Here is a 16,363-nt window from a genome sequence, read left to right on the forward strand (position 1 = left end):
GCATTCCTGTCGCCTTTCTTTTTAATTGTTGAGGGCCTGATAAAGGGCAATCTGGAATTCTTCTCCGATACTAAAATAGGGAGAAAGGTATTCCTGTGTCAGCAGGATTGCAATCAGGCCTTCCTTTGGATCTGCCCATCCATGGGTATTGAATGCACCTCCCCAACCAAACGAACCGGGGCTTAAGGGAGAACGGTAATCGTTTTTCTCCGTTTCCAATGCGAAACCAGCCAGGCTAAACTGAAAGTTTTCCGGTTGCGGGGGCATTGCCGAAATCCTGACCTCATTTCCCAGCTGATTTTGCAGCATCAGCTCCATGGTCTTCATGCCAATCAGCCTTTTGCCTTTAAATAAGCCTTTGTTCAGGTAGAGGCTGTAGAAATTGGCCATATCCCTTGCAGTTGAGCTTAACCCTGCTCCTCCGGACAGATAACTGCCTTTAAGTTTCGGGAAATCCGGATCAACCCCCTCATACAAAAGGTGACTGACCTTAACCAATTGATCATCTGCTGTGCTTTCGTACAGGCTCACCAGTCGTTTTTGCTTTTCCAATGGAAGGTGAAAATAGGTATCCTTCATTTCCAGAGGCCGGAAGATCCTGTTTTCCATAAAGACATCCAGCGCTTGTCCGCTCCATATTTCAATGAGGTAGCCCAGCAAATCAATATTGAGGCCATAGGTAAATGCTTCGCCGGGGTGATGCTGTAAAGGCTGTCTGCCCAGCAATTCCATTTTCTCTTTCAAGGTACCTGAAGTAGTCCCAATCCCGGAAGGAATGCCTGCCTCTTCGTAGATCTTCTGCATCGTTGGATCACTGAAAATCGCAGGATAAGCAATTCCGGAGGTATGTCGCAGGAGGTCACGTACAGTGATTTCCCTTTTCGCAGCAACCGTAGTATAGGTTTTTGTCTGCGCATCATAAGCTTTCAATACCGCTGCTGCCTTAAATGCCGGAATGTATTTGGAAATGGGATCGTCCAGCAGGAACTTTCCTTCTTCCCAAAGCATCATTACCCCAAGGCTGGTGATGGCTTTGGATTGGGAAGCAATCCTGAAGATGTCGTCGGTCTGCATCTTCCTTTTGCTTTCCACATCTGCATAACCAAATGCTTTCTCATAAACTACTTTGCGGTTTTTCAGCACCAATGCTGTGGCACCGGGAATGTGTTTTGCACTGATCTGACGCTGAATCAGGGCGTCAACTTTCTGCAGCCGATCCTGCTCAAACTGTTTTTCCTGTGCCCGTACCTCTGTCAGAAGAGGAATGGAATATAAAATGCTGCCGATCAGGGCCCTGTTTATTGTTATTAAGTTCATCGCTATTTTTCGTTAATTGATTTTAATAAGCCCTTAGTGGCTTGCTGAAGCCCTTGTTTTAACGGCACTTAAATTTGGTATGGCCACTTTTTCTTCCCTCGCACTGAGCAAGACGAGTACAATGGAAAACAAAACGAAAATCGCCCCCATCCATGGGGCTGCGGCTAAGCCTAAGGTAGAAGAAACCACCCATCCGCCTGCATAAGCCCCCAGGGCAGCGCCTGCGTTAAAGGAGGCGATATTAAACGCCGAAGCGACATTGGCCATAGAGGGGTTTATTCTTTCTGCAGTCTGAACTACAAAGAGTTGAGATGCCGGAACTGTACCAAAAGATAAGGCACCTACGACAAACAAAGTGATCACTGCCGGAACAGTATGGTGTACCGTAAAACTAAAAACCAGCAGCACCATTGCCTGTAAGACCAACATCCACAACAATGCCTTAAGCGGCATTTTATTGGCGAGTTTTCCACCAATGATATTGCCCACAGCAATCGCCACGCCGTAGACCAGCAACATCAGGTTGACCAGGTCCTTAGACATCCCGGTCAGTTCCGTTAACAATGGAGAGAGATAGGTAAAAACGAGAAATACCCCGCCATAATTAAATATGGTGGTCAGAAAGGCGAGCAATAATTTCTTATTGCCCAGGATCCCGAATTGTTCTTTTATAGGCGCAGACGCTTCATTTTTAATGTTTCCGGGCAACAAAATCAGGTTGGCCAGTAATCCGATCAGGCCAAGCCCTGCTACAGCGAGAAAAGTAGCACGCCAGCCAAAATGCTGCCCGATCATGGTGCCAAGGGGAACGCCAACCGCCATGGCTACCGTTAAACCTGCGAACATAATCGCGATGGCACTGGCACGCTTATCGGCAGGTACCAATGCGGCTGCAATGGTGGCGCCAACAGCGAAAAAGACCCCGTGTGCAAATCCGGTCACGATCCTGGCCAGTATCAGTGGGATAAAACCTGTTGAGATTCCGGCCAGCAAATTGCCGGCAACAAAAAGCAGCATCAGGTAAATCAGCAAAGGCTTGCGGGGAAACCTGTTGGTCAGAGCGGTTAAAACCGGGGCCCCAATTGCGACCCCTATCGCGTAAAAACTGACCAGCAATCCTGCCGAGGGAATAGAAATGGATAAATCGTTGGCCACCGTGGGCAATAAGCCTACGATGACAAACTCTGTGGTGCCGATCCCGAATGCACTAATGGTTAAAGCCCAGAGGGCAAGCGGCATTCCGGTTCTGGCTTTTATTGTTTTGTTGTTCATGATTTCCTTGTTAGACTATTGTCAATACAAAGGTCATCTCTCTATAACTATAAATGAAATAACATGATTTATAGTTTACTATAAATATAATTATAGATAAGAACCCTAAATATCTGTAATTTTGGGAATGGTAAATTTAGAATGGTACCGGACATTTAAGGCGATCTATCATACCGGCACCTTAACGGGTGCGGCACAGGAGCTCCTGATTTCTCAACCCAATGTGAGTCAGCACCTCTCTGCACTGGAAGCACATATCGGAAAGCAGCTATTTGAGCGGAAACCAAGAAGAATGGTACCTACAGACTATGGGAAGCTGTTTTACACCCAGATTATTGAGGCCATGGAGAAACTGGAAAATGTGGAGGCCGAGTTCCGGTACATCCGTTCTTCCAATATCCCCCTCACCTGTATTGGTGCCCCTAAAGAGTTTTTTTACACCCTTTTAAGTCCGGAGATCAGCAAAGCACCCGCAAATTTCGTTTTCGAATTCGGGCTCACTAAAAACCTGATGGAGAAACTGGGGAAAGGCAAGCTCTATTTTGTCATCGCCACACATTGCAGTGATGAAAAAGACATTGTTTACGAACCCATCAGAGAAGAAAACTTTGTGCTCGTCGCCAATGCAGAGATGGACACAGCCGAATTTGATGCCCATATCGCCAATGGCGAGACCGATAAAGCAGAGAAATGGCTCTGTGAACAAAACTGGTATGCCTATAGCAGCGACCTGGCGATCATCCGGAGGTTCTGGCTGGAGAATTTCAAAAAACGTCCTTCCATAAAACCACGTTTCATCATTCCTGATTTCAATTCCATCCTCAAAGGCATCAGCAAAGGACACGGATTGACCATCGCTTCCGATTACCTGGTAAGGGAATTGATAGAAAAAAGAGAACTCAAAGAAATCTGGAAAAGCCATAAGCCTGCTACAAACACCATTTACCTTTGCTATGATAAAAACAGGGCCACCACAGGGCAGATAGAAATGGTAAGAAAACTGGTGCAAAAACAATAGATTTGTAAAACATGACCAGGATCTTTACGCTCAGCCTTCTTTTTAACCTCATTTCCCTTTCCCTGATTGGCCAGACCCCTCAGATGGAATTGCGCGGTCAAATTATGACTGCCCTGGCGGAGGAAAAACTGGCAGGCGCAGCATGGTCTACAGTAGACAGCAACGGCGTAATTTTAGCAGATGCTTACGGCACTAAATCTTTCGGAACAAAACGCCCGTTATCTGTCACAGACCGTGTACAGGTAGGTTCAGTTACGAAAACACTGCTGGCAACCGGTATTTTCAGACTTGTGACCCTCCATAAATTAAACCTGGATACCCCGGTAGAACAAATATTACCAGGCATCCGGTTTGAAAACCAATGGGCTCGCGATACCCCGGTTACCCCACGTCACTTGTTAAACCATACTTCCGGTATGGAAGATTTAAGGCTTTGGCAATTGTTCAGCAAAAAAGCGGGCCCCAATACCCCCTTGATGGATAATTTTAGCAGAAACCCTTCCGTACTGCGCATTTATACCAAACCAGGTACACAGTTCGCCTATTCCAATATGGGCTACACCCTGCTGGGGATGATCATTGAAGCGGTTACAAAACAACGCTATGAAGATTACCTCGACGAGTTTCTCTTGAGCCCTCTGGGCATGACCGGAAGTACCTTCCACTTTGTCACACAACAAGGCGAAAATGCGGATAAAGACCTGGCCATGGGGCATCTGGAAGAAATGAGGCCACAGCCAACGGTTCCGATGTACCTCAGGCCAGCCGGACAATTCACCACGACAGCCTTTGATATGGGAATTTTCATCCGGTTCCTCCTGAGCGATGGAAGCCTGCAACACCTCCCCTTTATCCGGGAAGACCTGCTCCGTTCTATGGGAAGCCCGGCCGCAAGTGAAGCGCTTGAACAAGGTCTTGAAATTGGTTATAGCGGCGGACTCATGAAGCGTGATTTCAACAAGGTTGTCGGATATGCACATTCCGGCAATACCATCGGCTACCATGCCATGATATACCTCTTTCCATCAGAAAAGAAAGGTTTCTTTATTTCCCATAACATGGATAGTGAAACGGCCAATTATGAAGTGTTCAATAAAATACTCCTGCAGTCGCTAAACCTCCGGAAAGCCAGAGAACAAAAGCTGACGGAAATGCCGGCAGACATCAGCAAATGGAAAGGCAATTATGTCGCGGTAAGAGATAAGATCAAATCTTTCGCTTACCTGGATTTCCTTGCAGGTTTTGTAACCATCCTTCCTCAAAAAGAACAGCTGATCTTCCGGCAGTTCCAAAAGGACGACAAAATATTGAGCCCTACCGGTCATCACCTCTTCAAATCTGCCGACAAAATGAGGTCCTCGCATGCTTTTTATACCGATGCATCTGGAAATCAATTGATCAGCACCGGTTTTAGAACGTTTAAAAAGATCAATTCCCTGTATCTATGGGCGATGTGGCTGAGTTTCATCCTGGGTGTCCTCGCCTTACTTTACCTGTTTATCGGCGGACTGGTCAGGCTGATTGGCCAGGGAACAGCCTTTTTGAAGCGGCTCAGTGCAATTCCTTTTCTTTCCATCCTGCTCCTTTCAATTCCCGCTGCCTTATTTATGAACCAGGATTTTACCGCACTCGGCGATGTGACTCCGGCAAGCCTTAGCCTGGCCATCCTCAGCTCAATGCTGCCAATCGCCATGCTTGCAGGCATCTTTGCGCATTTCAAAAACAAAAGCGCCTCCAAAAATTCAGGGATAGAACTCCTTGCATTGATGCTTGCTCTGCAGCTCTTTGTGGTGCTGATCTGCTGGGGTATGGTTCCTTTCCTGCTCTGGGTATAAAACCCTTTGATCATTACTTATCCTGCCGCCATCGGCCCCTCAATGCCATTTTCCTGTAAAAACGAATCATCTGATGGAAAAAAAATAAAATTTGACAAATACAATTGCCAGAAACTGCTTACCTTTAAGTAACTCATTTGCAAAAAGATATGAAAACAAGCCACTTAAATTATCCTGATCCAAGGGAGGAAGGGGATGAAAAACAAAGGAAGTATGATGACGATGAATTTGACCAGGATATAGATGAACCCTGGAGAGAAATGGACGATGATGAGGATAATGAGGACTATTACGACGATTAACCTTAAATCGTGCTTTTTAAAGAATTCCAACATCTTAAAAACTCCGTATAAATGTCTTCCTGAGGAGACATTTATACGGACAAAACAATGCTGGCTCCCGCCAGACCGACCAGAAAAGACAACCATAAATTGAAACGTAAAACACGCCCCTCTGATTTACGAAAAAAAAAATTCTGTTGCACGAAAGCGCTTAAGCAAGGTCAAAACTGCTTCGGATAAAACGCGGATAGAACACGGATCAAACAGGGGTAGAACTGCACTTATTCCAGTCCTTTCCGAAGCCTTCTTTTCTTTGCTGAAAATGTATTGCTGAAAGATAAAAAAACAGGCATAAAAAAATGGGGAGCTGGCCGTTGTCAACTCCCCATCATTTTTAGAAAAGAGGGTTATTTCTCTTTTCCGTAGTCAAAGTTTACCAGCCACTGAATGCCAAATCTGTCTGTCAGCATTCCAAAGTAAGCACCCCAGAAAGCTTTCTCCAATGGCATCACCACTTCTCCACCTACCACAAGTGCATTAAAAATCTGGTCAGACTCCGCTTCGCTATCGGTGCTGACAGAGATAGAGAAGTTATTGCCCACGTTAAGTTTTTGACCCATTGACTCCAGGGTGTCCGTTCCCATCAAGACATTTCCTGCTCCGATCGGCAAAGCAACGTGCATGATTTTATTTCCATCCTCAGCAGACATCTTATCTCCGTCGGGCATATCTTTAAACCGTTGAATCACCTGAAATTCTCCTCCGAATACAGATTTGTAAAAATTAAATGCTTCTTCCGTCTTTCCTTCAAAATTCAAATAAGGATTAATTGCTGCCATGTTTTGTCTTTTTAATTGTTTAGTTTTTAAAAGGTTTCAAGTATTAACTAAAGATATCCTAAATATATCCGGTTAATTCTGCAGTTCAAATTTATTCAAAATTTAGCTGGCAAACGAGGCTGTACAAGACAATAACAGGGGGTAATCAAGACAAGCCATCCCTCCCTTCCCATTATCCGGGAAATGTAATTTTGGGAGAAAATCCGCTTAAAATTAGTGCTTCATTTTTAAAGTTGTATTTTTGATACAACTTTAAATACATACTATGCTTAGCACATCAGAAATTGGCTTAATTAAAGCCACAGTACCAATTTTAAGAGAACACGGAGTATTGTTAACCAAACACTTCTATAAAAGGATGTTCAGTCATAACCCCGAACTTCAGCATGTCTTTAACATGGGAAACCAAAAAAACGGCGTTCAGCAAACCGCACTGGCAATGGCGGTCCTCGCCTATGCGGAACACATTGAAAACCCATCTGTACTCCTCCCCGTTCTTCAAAGAATAGGTGATAAACATACCAGTCTGCAAATCAGTGCAGATCAATACGATATTGTTGGCAGGCACCTGCTCGCCTCCATCGCCGAAGTACTGGGCACAACAGCGACGGAAGCCCTGATCGGCGCTTGGGCGAAAGCATACGGACAGCTGGCAGACCTCATGATCAACCTGGAAAAATCGATCTATCTGCAAAAAGGTGCAGTCAAAGGCGCCTGGTCCGGATGGAGAAAATTCGTCATTGACCGGAAAATACCCGAATCAGATGAGATTACTTCATTTTACCTGCGTCCGGAAGACGGACTGGAAGTTGCTATGCACCAACCCGGTCAATACCTGAGCGTCAAAGTCTTTATTCCTTCGTTAAATCTTTACCAGCCCAGACAATACAGCATCTCCTCCGCCCCTGACGGGCATTACTACCGCATATCCGTAAAGAAAGAAGCCGGAAACCTGGACAAAGAAGAAGGCACAGTATCGAATTACCTGCACAATGTACTTCAGGAAGGTGATGTATTGGAGGCAAGCAGTCCTGCCGGTGACTTTATCCTGAACACCACTCAGCGCTCTCCTCTCGTACTTTTGAGTGGCGGTGTAGGTCAGACTCCATTTGTTTCCATTATGGACTTCCTGAGCGGCGCAAATGAGCAGCGCCAGGTCAGGTGGGCACATGCCTGCAGGTCTGAGCAGGTCCATGCTTTCCGCGATCAGATAAAAGCATGGGATGCAGAACACGATTGGTTTGAACATGTGGTATTTTATGAAAATGTTCAAAACGAAGACCAGCATACCCGATCCGGACGAATGGATGTCACTGAAATCAGCGAAATGCTCCTGATACCGGAAGCAGATTATTATCTTTGCGGCCCCAAACCTTTTATAGAAAAAACAATTGCTGACCTTTCTGCTTTAGGAATAGATCGTAAAAAACTGTTTTTTGAAGAGTTTGGTCCACAAACCATTCAAATGAATTAACACCATATCAATGAAACTGAACCAATTTACAGATTACGGATTGAGGATCCTGATGTACATGAGCCGTAAGCCGGAACACCTTCCTGCCACGACCATTACAGAACTCGCCGACCGGTTTGGAATCTCAAGAAATCATCTCGTTAAGGTGGTTCAGTTTCTTTCTAACCAGCAGATTATAGATGCACAAAGAGGCAGAGGCGGCGGCTTGCGCCTGTTCGCTGCCCCTGAAACTTACCGGGTCGGAAAGCTGGTCCGGCTGCTGGAACAGGACGAAGACCTGATCAATTGCCAGAACCCACTTTGTGTCCTTGCCGGCGACTGCGGACTGAAAAGCATCCTGGACGGCGGACTGGAAGCTTTGTACCTTTACCTGGACAAGTATACGCTGGACGACATCAGCAAACCTGCAGTCAGCAAGACCTTACAATCCCTCTTCTCTGATCTCCCTGATCAGAAAATTTAATGCTATTCTTCTATCATTTTTAGCGGAATAGTTGAAAAAATAATTCTTTCTGGATACATTTAGCATCCTAACAATTACCAATGCTTCATATTTACAACGCAACTTCCAGCGATTTTCCCATCATTCAGGAGATCGCACACCTAACCTGGCCTGACACTTTCGGTGCCATTTTATCCAAAGAACAGATCAGCTACATGCTCGAAATGATGTATAGCACTGACTCCTTAACTGAGCAAACCTCCAAAAAAGGACACCAGTTCCTTCTTGTAAAAGACGAAACAAAAAATTTAGGTTACGCCTCTTATGAGCTAAATTACAAAGGTTTATCAAAAACAAAAATCCACAAAATCTATATCCTTCCAGAAGCCCAGGGCAAAGGTGTAGGTAAACTGTTGATGAACAGCATCACAGACATTGCCAGGAAAAATCAGGACACGATCCTGTCCCTGAATGTGAACCGGGACAACGCTGCTTTTGATTTCTATAAAAAGATAGGCTTTGAAAAAACCGGAGAAGAAAACATAGATATCGGTGATGGCTTCCTGATGGAAGATTTTATAATGGACAAAAAACTAGTTTAACCCCGATACCTGTTGGAATATTTCAAAAAGCTCCTTGACTTACTAAAAATAGAGCGCGAAGAAGACTTAAGGTCTTATCAAAAATTAACCGAATCGGCTTCTGTCGCAGAACGGCGGACCAATGGGCTTTCCTGGTATCCGATCGCCATCAGAGGCTCTGAAATGAGCCGTGGCGATTATTTAACCGTAGAAATAGAACGGACTACCCATCAGGACCTCTCCCATCAGCTTCGTTTTGGTGCTTCAGCGGTATTGTTCTCTAACCACGATGCAAAAGACCGTGTAGAAGGAACCATCACCCACCAAAGCGGCAATAAGCTTAAAATCACGTTAAAAACAGACGAATTGCCAGACTGGACACGTGATGGCAAGCTGGGAATCGACGTCTTGTTCGACAACAACAGCTATGATGAGATGCAGACTGCCCTAAAACAGGCTGCCATTTCGATGGAAAGCACTGAGGACCAGCGGCTGATAAAGATCCTGACAGGCCTAAGCAGTCCTACCTTTTCCAATCAGTCTCCCCACTATGTTATCCCCGGATTAAATGAAGTACAGCAGCAGGCAGTAGATAAAATCCTTTCCGCACAGGAGCTGGCCATTGTTCACGGCCCTCCGGGAACAGGGAAAACGACCACCCTGGTACAGGCCATCAAAGCATTGATCAAGCAGGATCACCAGCAAATCCTGGTGGTTGCTCCCAGCAATACGGCTGTAGACCTGCTAACGGAAAAACTGGATGAGCAGGGCTTAAATGTACTTCGGGTAGGAAATCCGGCAAGGGTATCGGAGAAATTGCTCTCCCTAACCCTGGATGGCAAGATGGCTGAACATCCGAGTATGAAGCAGGCACGTGCATTTAAAAAACAGGCCAATGAATTCAAAAATATGGCCCATAAGTACAAGCGGAATTTTGGGAGGGCAGAAAAAGAACAGCGCAAAGCCCTTTTTGATGAAGCCCACAAGATCATGAAGGAAGTCGGCAATACAGAGCAATACATCATTGATGACCTGTTGAGCAAAGCTCAGGTCATTACCGCTACCCTGGTTGGGGCCAACCATTACACCATCAGGGGCCTTAAATTTCATACGGTTGTAATTGACGAGGCCGGACAAGCCCTGGAACCAGCTTGCTGGATCCCGATCCTGAAAGCGAAAAAAGTAATCTTTGCCGGTGATCATTGTCAGCTTTCCCCAACCATAAAATCCAGTGAAGCAGCCAAAAGCGGTTTAAGAACTACATTACTTGAAAAGTCTGTATCAGCTCACCCTGAATCCGTTACCTTACTCGAAGAACAGTACCGGATGCACGAAACCATTATGGGTTATTCGTCAAAAGTCTTCTATGAGAATAAACTGAAAGCACATCATTCGGTAGCCGATCACCGGTTGTTTGCAGCAGACATGCCCCTCGCTTTTGTCGACACTGCAGGCTGTGGATTTGAGGAAAAATCAGAAGGAACAAGTACCACCAATCCGGAGGAAGCTGCTTTTCTTTTCAAACACCTGACACAAATGGTGGAACAACTGAGCAGCCACTATCAGGTTGATGAATTCCCAAGTATCGCCGTGATATCGCCCTATAAGCAGCAGATCCTGTTGATGAAAGAGCTCCTGCAGCATTCCCCCTTGCTTCAATCCTATGGAGACAAAATCTCCGTGAACACGATCGACAGCTTTCAGGGACAGGAACGGGACCTGGTTTATATCAGCATGACCCGGAGTAATAATGAAGGCATTATTGGTTTCCTTTCCGACACCCGCAGGATGAATGTGGCCATGACCAGGGCAAGAAAAAAACTGGTGGTAATTGGCGACAGTGCCACACTTTCCAGACTGCCTTTTTATAGTGATTTCATTGGCTATGCAGAAACACACGAGGCCTACCAAAGTGCCTGGGAATTTGCAGATCTTTAGCCTCAAAACCTATGGAATGAACATTCCACATTATCATTTTTAATATTTTAAATAAATAAGATACAGACAGTTACATCATTAAACTTAATATATAAGTTTAATGATGATTTCAGTTTCCTTCTCCAGCTTAAATTTGGCATCATCGAACTTCGGAGCCGATAAAGATGGTTTAAAATTCTGCGAAAAGCCATAGCCTTCCTTTGGAATTCCGATCAGATTTGTATTGCATTTACCGTCAGAATTTTCATCGTGATAAAGCGCAACGGCATAGGTTCCCACCGGAAGATCTTTAAAAATAAAGGTTTCAGAATTTGAGTTGACCTTTCTGGTCTGGGACTTATACTCCTGCCCCTTCCTGATAAATCTATCCTTAGTGTTATACAAACTCACCTGGATCTTCCCTTCAATTTTGTTCACATTTGGAACCGTTATTTTCAATTGCCCTTGTTGTGCGTAACCTTTCTGAAGGCCGAAAAACAGGACCAATACCAGCATATATTTCATAAGAATTCTTTTTTTTGCATTTAAAACTCATTAAAGAAGCGTGAAGCCATCTTTTTATCTTTTGACAGCCAAGCGTCATATGGTTCAGATTGTTTCAGCAGACGGCTTTTAATTGGCTTTCTGAACAATCGGGTCAGCGTCTTCTTAAAGGGAGACACAGCACTCTTCAGCTGATCAAAATAGCTTTCCAAAGTATCTTTCCTGAAATCAATGATCTCAGCCAGCTCATCCCCGTCTTCATAATATCCGCAGTGGAAATTCTTCTCCGCAAATGAATGCTCCGGAAAATCAACTTTTCCCAGTCCAAAAGCATCAAATGATCTGCGGAGAAAGTCCTGGTAAGTAATTCTGCAATGCTCGCCCCCGCCAAGATTAAAAATTTGATGGTTCAGCTCGGCTTTATGCAGAATTGCCATAACAAACGCCCTTGCCGTATCCTTAGGGCTAAGAATTTCCATGGCGGTATTGAGCGGCATATGAAACATAATTCCCGAAGCCTTATGGTTCCCGGTACCCATAATCGCGGCCAGCCGGAATATACACCAGTCCAATTCAGTCGCCTGAATGAGCGCCTCGCTTTCAATTTTAGTACGGGCATAGTTATCATGAGGACTTGGAATCAAGGGATCAGAACTCTTAATCCATGGATCACTAAGTCTATCGCCATAGACGGAGATGGAAGAACTGTAAAGCAGAAAAGCATTTGCGGCATATTTCTGCATTCCCCGGATCAGGTTTTTAGTTCCGGTCACGTTCACCTCATAAGCGAGTTCAACATGCTGGTCTGCAATTGGTGGAATAACCGCCGCCAAATGTATCACCACATCCTGCTGTTTACATGCTTCTTCGACATCCTGCGCCCGCCTGATATCGCCATAAACCACATTTACCTGTTTTTCAAAGGGCGCCAGTATCCGCTTCGAATTGCTGGTCTTTTTATCAAATGCGGTAATTTCAAACTGTTGTAATTCCAGCAATTGCTTCAGAACTTCGTTTCCTACCGTTCCGGAAGCTCCTGTAAGTAAAATTCTCTTTCTATTGCCCATGCGCTGATTTCTCTTCTCCGGCTAGTCAAGCATTTATTATTCCAAAAACACAGAATGTTCTTTTTTACGCAAATATTTCTACCTTGTTAAGTTTTCCGGAAAAGACTGATTATTAAGACAATTCGGCGAGAAATTTTGAAGACGCAGGAATGTAAAGAAATTTAATCTATTTTTTTTTCAAAATTATTAGCAACTTAATATAAATTTTCTACCTTTGCACTCCCGAAACAAGGGAACAATAAATGATTCCGTAGCTCAGCTGGTAGAGCATTACACTTTTAATGTAGTGGTCCTGGGTTCGAATCCCAGCGGGATCACGAAAAGCCTCAGAGAAATCTGGGGCTTTTTTGTATTCAAATCCACCTGGTCCTACCAGCTCCCCAAAAAACACATCAGCAAAATCAATTAAAATCAGCCAAACATGGTAAACCATATGGTATGGGAAAATGGACTCCGTTTATTGAAAAAAAGAAGTTGCCGGTCCCCTTCCACTCCTTAGCCTGAATGATCAATAAAAGAATTTTGAAGAAAAATAAACTTCTGTCTAAATATAATTGATATATCAATTATATTTGTATCAAACAAAATAAGATGAGCATTAAAAACCCAACAGGAACCGTACTCTATTTAATTGAACTGGCAATTAAAGAATATCGAAAGATATCACAGAAAAACATTTCAAACATTGTAGAAGACATTACCATAGACCAATACTTAATTCTGATGGTACTCACCAGGAATGCAAATATCTCTCAAAATGAGATGGCACAACTGATATTTAAAGACAATGCCTCTATCACAAGAATGATAGAATTGATGGTAAAAAAAGAATACCTGGCAAGAACTATCCATCGCGAAGACCGGAGGAAATACACCCTTGAAATCACTGAAAAAGGCAAAAAAACGATTGATTTAATCGCTCCGGTCATTCAACAAAACAGAGCAACTGCTTTACATGATTTTTCGGAGGAAGAAGTCGCATTGTTAGATAAAATGCTAAGTAAGATCATCAATAATTGCAAAAAATAATGAAAATGAAACAAGTCTTCACCCTGATATTGACACTGATCTCTGCCATAGGATATGCACAGAATGACCTTACAAGCAAACTGGAAAATTATATGAATGCGCAGGCAGCCATTAATAATTTTGGTGGCACGGTACTGGTGACTAAAAATAATTCTGTTTTGTTAAAAAAAGCCTATGGCTTAGCAGACTATGAATGGAATATCAAAAACACGATCGACACGAAATTTCAGCTGGCTTCGGTCACCAAACAATTTACAGCTACCGCTATTCTTCAATTGGCAGAAAAAGGAAAATTGTCCCTTCAGGATCCTCTGAGTAAATTTTTTCCGGATTATCCAAAAGCCGATAGTGTGACCATTCACATGTTATTGTCTCATTCTTCCGGGCTTGCAATGGGCTTTAAAGAACTGGCCACAAGTACCATCAACAGTGATGATGCATATGCTGAAATAAAAAAAATGCCTTACGAATTTTCGCCAGGAACTAAAAGCGCCTATAGTAACATAGGTTATTACTTACTGGCCAGGATTATTACAAAAGTTTCAGGCGAGAAGTACGAAGATTTTTTAAGAAAAAATATATTCGAAAAAGCAGGAATGAAGAACACTGGTGTAAGTAATAATGATTCGATAGTCTTAAAAAAAGCGAAAACCTATTGTGAGACCGAAAAAGGGTTTATCCATAATCCCTACATAAACTGGGGAATCAATATAGGTCATGATGGTGTTTATTCTACCGTTGAAGATTTGGCTTTATGGGATAAGGCATTATATGGAACAACGATCTTATCTGCTGAGATGAAGAAACTCATGTTTACTTCGCATAACGACCAGAATTGGGGATATGGATTTACCATTAATCCATTTTACAACCAGGGACATCAGCTGATTGCACATGACGGCGGTTTCTTTGGTACCATGACTTCATTAAACCGATATACAGACGATCATATTTTCATAACAGTCTTGTCAAATAACCAATCCGCTTCATATCTTATTGCCTATGGTCTTGCCGGAATATATTTTGGAAAAAATGTTGAACTGCCTTATAAACACAAACAGATCGCAATAGACACGGCTGTCTACAAGAAATATACTGGCAATTATGAAAACATTAAAATCTTGCAAAAAGACAATAAGTTATATTATCAGGATTTTGAGATAGAATTATTACCGGAATCTAAAACTAAATTTTTCAGATCAGATGACCATGAAAGAACCGTTGAATTTGTACCAAATAAAGAAGGTGAAATCGTAAAGATGTTGACCTCGAAAGCCGGAGTAATTGAAACTAAAAATAAAAACAAATGAAAAGGTGATTCGATTTAAATCCCCGCGGGATCACGAAAAGCCTCACAGAAATATGGGGCTTTTTGCGTTTCAAACCCTGTTAATTGCGCGATTAACAGGGTTTTTCAACGGGTCATTTTCAGCCTCTGACTTATTGTATATCATGAGGTAATTTCAACAATTCGTTATTATTAAGAACATTACCGAAATTGACATCACCCAATACCTGCGTTTTTGGATAAAATCCAGGACGTTGATTTTTAAATTTTATATTTCAGAAGTGGTTACGCCGAATTTTTGCTTAAATGAAAAATAGAAATGGGACAAATTTTCAAACCCTAAATCCAGATAAAAATCACTTGGTTTTCTTTGCTTGTGTTTAATTAAGTAATACGCTTCCTCAAGTCGCTTTTCACGGAGCCATTGCTTTGGCGTGGTGCCAAATATTTTGGTAAAATCCCGTTTAAAACCCGAAAGGCTGCGGGCCGTCAGTTTAGCAAAAGAATCAACAGAGACATTAAACATGTAATTCTGGTTCATAAATTCTTCTAAATCTATTTTGTAAGGTTCAGAAAAGTCAAACAACAGATGTTTAAAATCAGGGTTACTTTGCAAAAGCAATTCTATCGCTTCCCTGATTTTCAATTCTGCCAGTCTAGGAGTTGCTTCTTTTCTCTTATTGATGTACGGCGTAAGCGAAATAAAATAATTTTGCAGGAATTCATCAGGTTCAAAATACAATTTCTGCTTTCCCTCGTAACGGTTTTCGACCATCATTTTATTTTCAAGCGCATATTGCTGTAAAGTTTCCTTATCCAGCGTAATGGAAAGAAATTGATATTTTCCTGATTTGGAAGGATACTTGATCGTCCTGATCAGTTGATTTTTCGTTACCAATACAACCGTATTTTCGGGAATGATGGTATTTCCATCGGCATGAAAAGCATGTGTTTCGCCAGAGAGCTGAAATCCTAAAAAATGTTCAGGAATAAACTCTTCGTATCCTCTATGCTTTTCAAAAGCACAGGAATACACTAACCTGTCAAAAATTATTTCTCGTTTTCCTTCCATACTACAAATATCTCAAATTAATTAAGCTTAACAGAACCTGCAATAGCGATCTCTTTATCCTGTTCCGCTGAACCTCCCGATGAAGCAATGGCACCGATAATATGGCCCGCTGTATCTTTTATCACCACACCGCCTGCAATGGTTAATAATCCATCGTTGGAATTTAACATCCCGTATCCCTGTAATTCCGCAGCGGCAACTATCGCCCCCATCTCATCGCTATCCAGGCCAAACATTACCGCTGTTCTTGCTTTTTTAACGGCGAAATCTATCACACCGTAAACACTGTCCAGTCTTGCAAAAGCAACCAAATGTCCACCGCTATCTACAACGGCAAGGCTCACAGGAATCTCCAATGATTTCGCCTTTTCTATTGCTGCGTTTAATACTTTAACTGCTTCGTTATATGTTATGTTCATTTTTTGTT

General features: G+C 43.0%; 15 protein-coding genes, 1 tRNA gene and 1 pseudogene. 10 read left to right on the forward strand and 7 right to left on the reverse strand.

Features of this window, described 5'->3' with window-relative positions:
• Nucleotides 1–21 precede the first annotated feature (21 nt).
• Together DBR43_RS29425 and DBR43_RS29430 are read right to left on the reverse strand one after the other, a co-directional pair.
• Nucleotides 22–1,317, reverse strand: coding sequence for a serine hydrolase domain-containing protein (locus DBR43_RS29425; protein ID WP_124586887.1), 1,296 nt, complete (start codon nucleotides 1,315–1,317; stop codon nucleotides 22–24).
• A 33-nt stretch (nucleotides 1,318–1,350) separates the two neighbouring features.
• Complete coding sequence (locus DBR43_RS29430) at nucleotides 1,351–2,589, reverse strand: MFS transporter (protein WP_199757159.1); 1,239 nt, start codon at nucleotides 2,587–2,589, stop codon at nucleotides 1,351–1,353.
• 127 nt (nucleotides 2,590–2,716) lie between these two features.
• Here DBR43_RS29430 and DBR43_RS29435 point away from each other — a divergent pair.
• The 3 genes and pseudogenes from DBR43_RS29435 to DBR43_RS33090 all read left to right on the forward strand — a co-directional run.
• Nucleotides 2,717–3,535: pseudogene (locus DBR43_RS29435) on the forward strand (LysR family transcriptional regulator); the annotation flags it as partial.
• Between the two features lie 83 nt (nucleotides 3,536–3,618).
• Nucleotides 3,619–5,442 carry a serine hydrolase domain-containing protein gene (locus DBR43_RS29440; RefSeq protein ID WP_124586889.1) on the forward strand — a complete coding sequence of 608 codons (1,824 nt, stop codon included), beginning with the start codon at nucleotides 3,619–3,621 and terminating at the stop codon, nucleotides 5,440–5,442.
• 149 nt (nucleotides 5,443–5,591) lie between these two features.
• Nucleotides 5,592–5,744: a hypothetical protein gene (locus DBR43_RS33090; RefSeq protein ID WP_158622627.1), complete on the forward strand. Its 153-nt coding sequence runs from the start codon at nucleotides 5,592–5,594 to the stop codon at nucleotides 5,742–5,744.
• 386 nt (nucleotides 5,745–6,130) lie between these two features.
• Here the strand turns inward: DBR43_RS33090 and DBR43_RS29445 are convergent, their stop codons facing one another.
• Nucleotides 6,131–6,562, reverse strand: coding sequence for a VOC family protein (locus DBR43_RS29445; RefSeq protein ID WP_124586890.1), 432 nt, complete (start codon nucleotides 6,560–6,562; stop codon nucleotides 6,131–6,133).
• Nucleotides 6,563–6,827: 265 nt separating this feature from the next.
• Between DBR43_RS29445 and hmpA the strand changes: the two genes are divergently transcribed.
• The 4 genes from hmpA to DBR43_RS29465 all read left to right on the forward strand — a co-directional run bounded on the left by hmpA (nucleotide 6,828) and on the right by DBR43_RS29465 (nucleotide 10,997).
• Complete coding sequence (gene hmpA / locus DBR43_RS29450) at nucleotides 6,828–8,036, forward strand: NO-inducible flavohemoprotein (RefSeq protein ID WP_124586891.1); 1,209 nt, start codon at nucleotides 6,828–6,830, stop codon at nucleotides 8,034–8,036.
• A gap of 10 nt (nucleotides 8,037–8,046) precedes the next feature.
• Nucleotides 8,047–8,499, forward strand: coding sequence for an RrF2 family transcriptional regulator (locus DBR43_RS29455; protein WP_124586892.1), 453 nt, complete (start codon nucleotides 8,047–8,049; stop codon nucleotides 8,497–8,499).
• A gap of 80 nt (nucleotides 8,500–8,579) precedes the next feature.
• A complete protein-coding gene (locus DBR43_RS29460) occupies nucleotides 8,580–9,080 on the forward strand; it encodes a GNAT family N-acetyltransferase (RefSeq protein ID WP_124586893.1) in 501 nt (166 codons plus the stop codon).
• A 12-nt stretch (nucleotides 9,081–9,092) separates the two neighbouring features.
• Entirely contained in the window at nucleotides 9,093–10,997 is a 1,905-nt protein-coding gene (locus DBR43_RS29465) for an AAA domain-containing protein (RefSeq protein ID WP_124586894.1), read from the forward strand.
• Nucleotides 10,998–11,081: 84 nt separating this feature from the next.
• On the opposite strand, the gene DBR43_RS29470 is transcribed toward DBR43_RS29465, so the two are convergent.
• Together DBR43_RS29470 and DBR43_RS29475 are read right to left on the reverse strand one after the other, a co-directional pair.
• Nucleotides 11,082–11,501, reverse strand: a complete 420-nt coding sequence (locus DBR43_RS29470; RefSeq protein WP_124586895.1) for a DUF2141 domain-containing protein — start codon at nucleotides 11,499–11,501, stop codon at nucleotides 11,082–11,084.
• Nucleotides 11,502–11,521: 20 nt separating this feature from the next.
• Nucleotides 11,522–12,547 (reverse strand): NAD-dependent epimerase/dehydratase family protein, encoded by a 1,026-nt coding sequence (locus tag DBR43_RS29475; protein ID WP_124586896.1) that lies wholly within the window; start codon nucleotides 12,545–12,547, stop codon nucleotides 11,522–11,524.
• 244 nt (nucleotides 12,548–12,791) lie between these two features.
• Between DBR43_RS29475 and DBR43_RS29480 the strand changes: the two genes are divergently transcribed.
• The 3 genes from DBR43_RS29480 (at nucleotide 12,792) to DBR43_RS29490 (ending at nucleotide 14,886) form a co-directional block, all read left to right on the forward strand.
• Nucleotides 12,792–12,864: transfer RNA gene (locus DBR43_RS29480), tRNA-Lys, on the forward strand.
• 274 nt (nucleotides 12,865–13,138) lie between these two features.
• A complete protein-coding gene (locus tag DBR43_RS29485; RefSeq protein ID WP_124586897.1) occupies nucleotides 13,139–13,576 on the forward strand; it encodes a MarR family winged helix-turn-helix transcriptional regulator in 438 nt (145 codons plus the stop codon).
• Between the two features lie 5 nt (nucleotides 13,577–13,581).
• On the forward strand, nucleotides 13,582–14,886 hold the full coding sequence (locus DBR43_RS29490) for a serine hydrolase (protein ID WP_124586898.1): 1,305 nt from the start codon (nucleotides 13,582–13,584) through the stop codon (nucleotides 14,884–14,886).
• A 246-nt stretch (nucleotides 14,887–15,132) separates the two neighbouring features.
• On the opposite strand, the gene DBR43_RS29495 is transcribed toward DBR43_RS29490, so the two are convergent.
• Nucleotides 15,133–15,936: a helix-turn-helix domain-containing protein gene (locus DBR43_RS29495; RefSeq protein ID WP_124586899.1), complete on the reverse strand. Its 804-nt coding sequence runs from the start codon at nucleotides 15,934–15,936 to the stop codon at nucleotides 15,133–15,135.
• A 17-nt stretch (nucleotides 15,937–15,953) separates the two neighbouring features.
• A complete protein-coding gene (locus tag DBR43_RS29500; RefSeq protein ID WP_124586900.1) occupies nucleotides 15,954–16,355 on the reverse strand; it encodes a GlcG/HbpS family heme-binding protein in 402 nt (133 codons plus the stop codon).
• Nucleotides 16,356–16,363: the final 8 nt, after the last annotated feature.

Origin of the sequence: Pedobacter sp. KBW06 (genome assembly GCF_003852525.1) — a bacterium.
In the GTDB taxonomy this organism is placed as follows: domain Bacteria; phylum Bacteroidota; class Bacteroidia; order Sphingobacteriales; family Sphingobacteriaceae; genus Pedobacter.

Coding starts and splice junctions, on each gene's coding strand:
- DBR43_RS29425 (WP_124586887.1), bottom strand. CDS start 1,317: ATGAACTTAATAACAATAAACAGGGCCCTGATCGGCAGCATTTTATAT.
- DBR43_RS29430 (WP_199757159.1), bottom strand. CDS start 2,589: ATGAACAACAAAACAATAAAAGCCAGAACCGGAATGCCGCTTGCCCTC.
- DBR43_RS29440 (WP_124586889.1), top strand. CDS start 3,619: ATGACCAGGATCTTTACGCTCAGCCTTCTTTTTAACCTCATTTCCCTT.
- DBR43_RS33090 (WP_158622627.1), top strand. CDS start 5,592: ATGAAAACAAGCCACTTAAATTATCCTGATCCAAGGGAGGAAGGGGAT.
- DBR43_RS29445 (WP_124586890.1), bottom strand. CDS start 6,562: ATGGCAGCAATTAATCCTTATTTGAATTTTGAAGGAAAGACGGAAGAA.
- hmpA (WP_124586891.1), top strand. CDS start 6,828: ATGCTTAGCACATCAGAAATTGGCTTAATTAAAGCCACAGTACCAATT.
- DBR43_RS29455 (WP_124586892.1), top strand. CDS start 8,047: ATGAAACTGAACCAATTTACAGATTACGGATTGAGGATCCTGATGTAC.
- DBR43_RS29460 (WP_124586893.1), top strand. CDS start 8,580: ATGCTTCATATTTACAACGCAACTTCCAGCGATTTTCCCATCATTCAG.
- DBR43_RS29470 (WP_124586895.1), bottom strand. CDS start 11,501: ATGAAATATATGCTGGTATTGGTCCTGTTTTTCGGCCTTCAGAAAGGT.
- DBR43_RS29475 (WP_124586896.1), bottom strand. CDS start 12,547: ATGGGCAATAGAAAGAGAATTTTACTTACAGGAGCTTCCGGAACGGTA.
- DBR43_RS29485 (WP_124586897.1), top strand. CDS start 13,139: ATGAGCATTAAAAACCCAACAGGAACCGTACTCTATTTAATTGAACTG.
- DBR43_RS29490 (WP_124586898.1), top strand. CDS start 13,582: ATGAAACAAGTCTTCACCCTGATATTGACACTGATCTCTGCCATAGGA.
- DBR43_RS29495 (WP_124586899.1), bottom strand. CDS start 15,936: ATGGAAGGAAAACGAGAAATAATTTTTGACAGGTTAGTGTATTCCTGT.
- DBR43_RS29500 (WP_124586900.1), bottom strand. CDS start 16,355: ATGAACATAACATATAACGAAGCAGTTAAAGTATTAAACGCAGCAATA.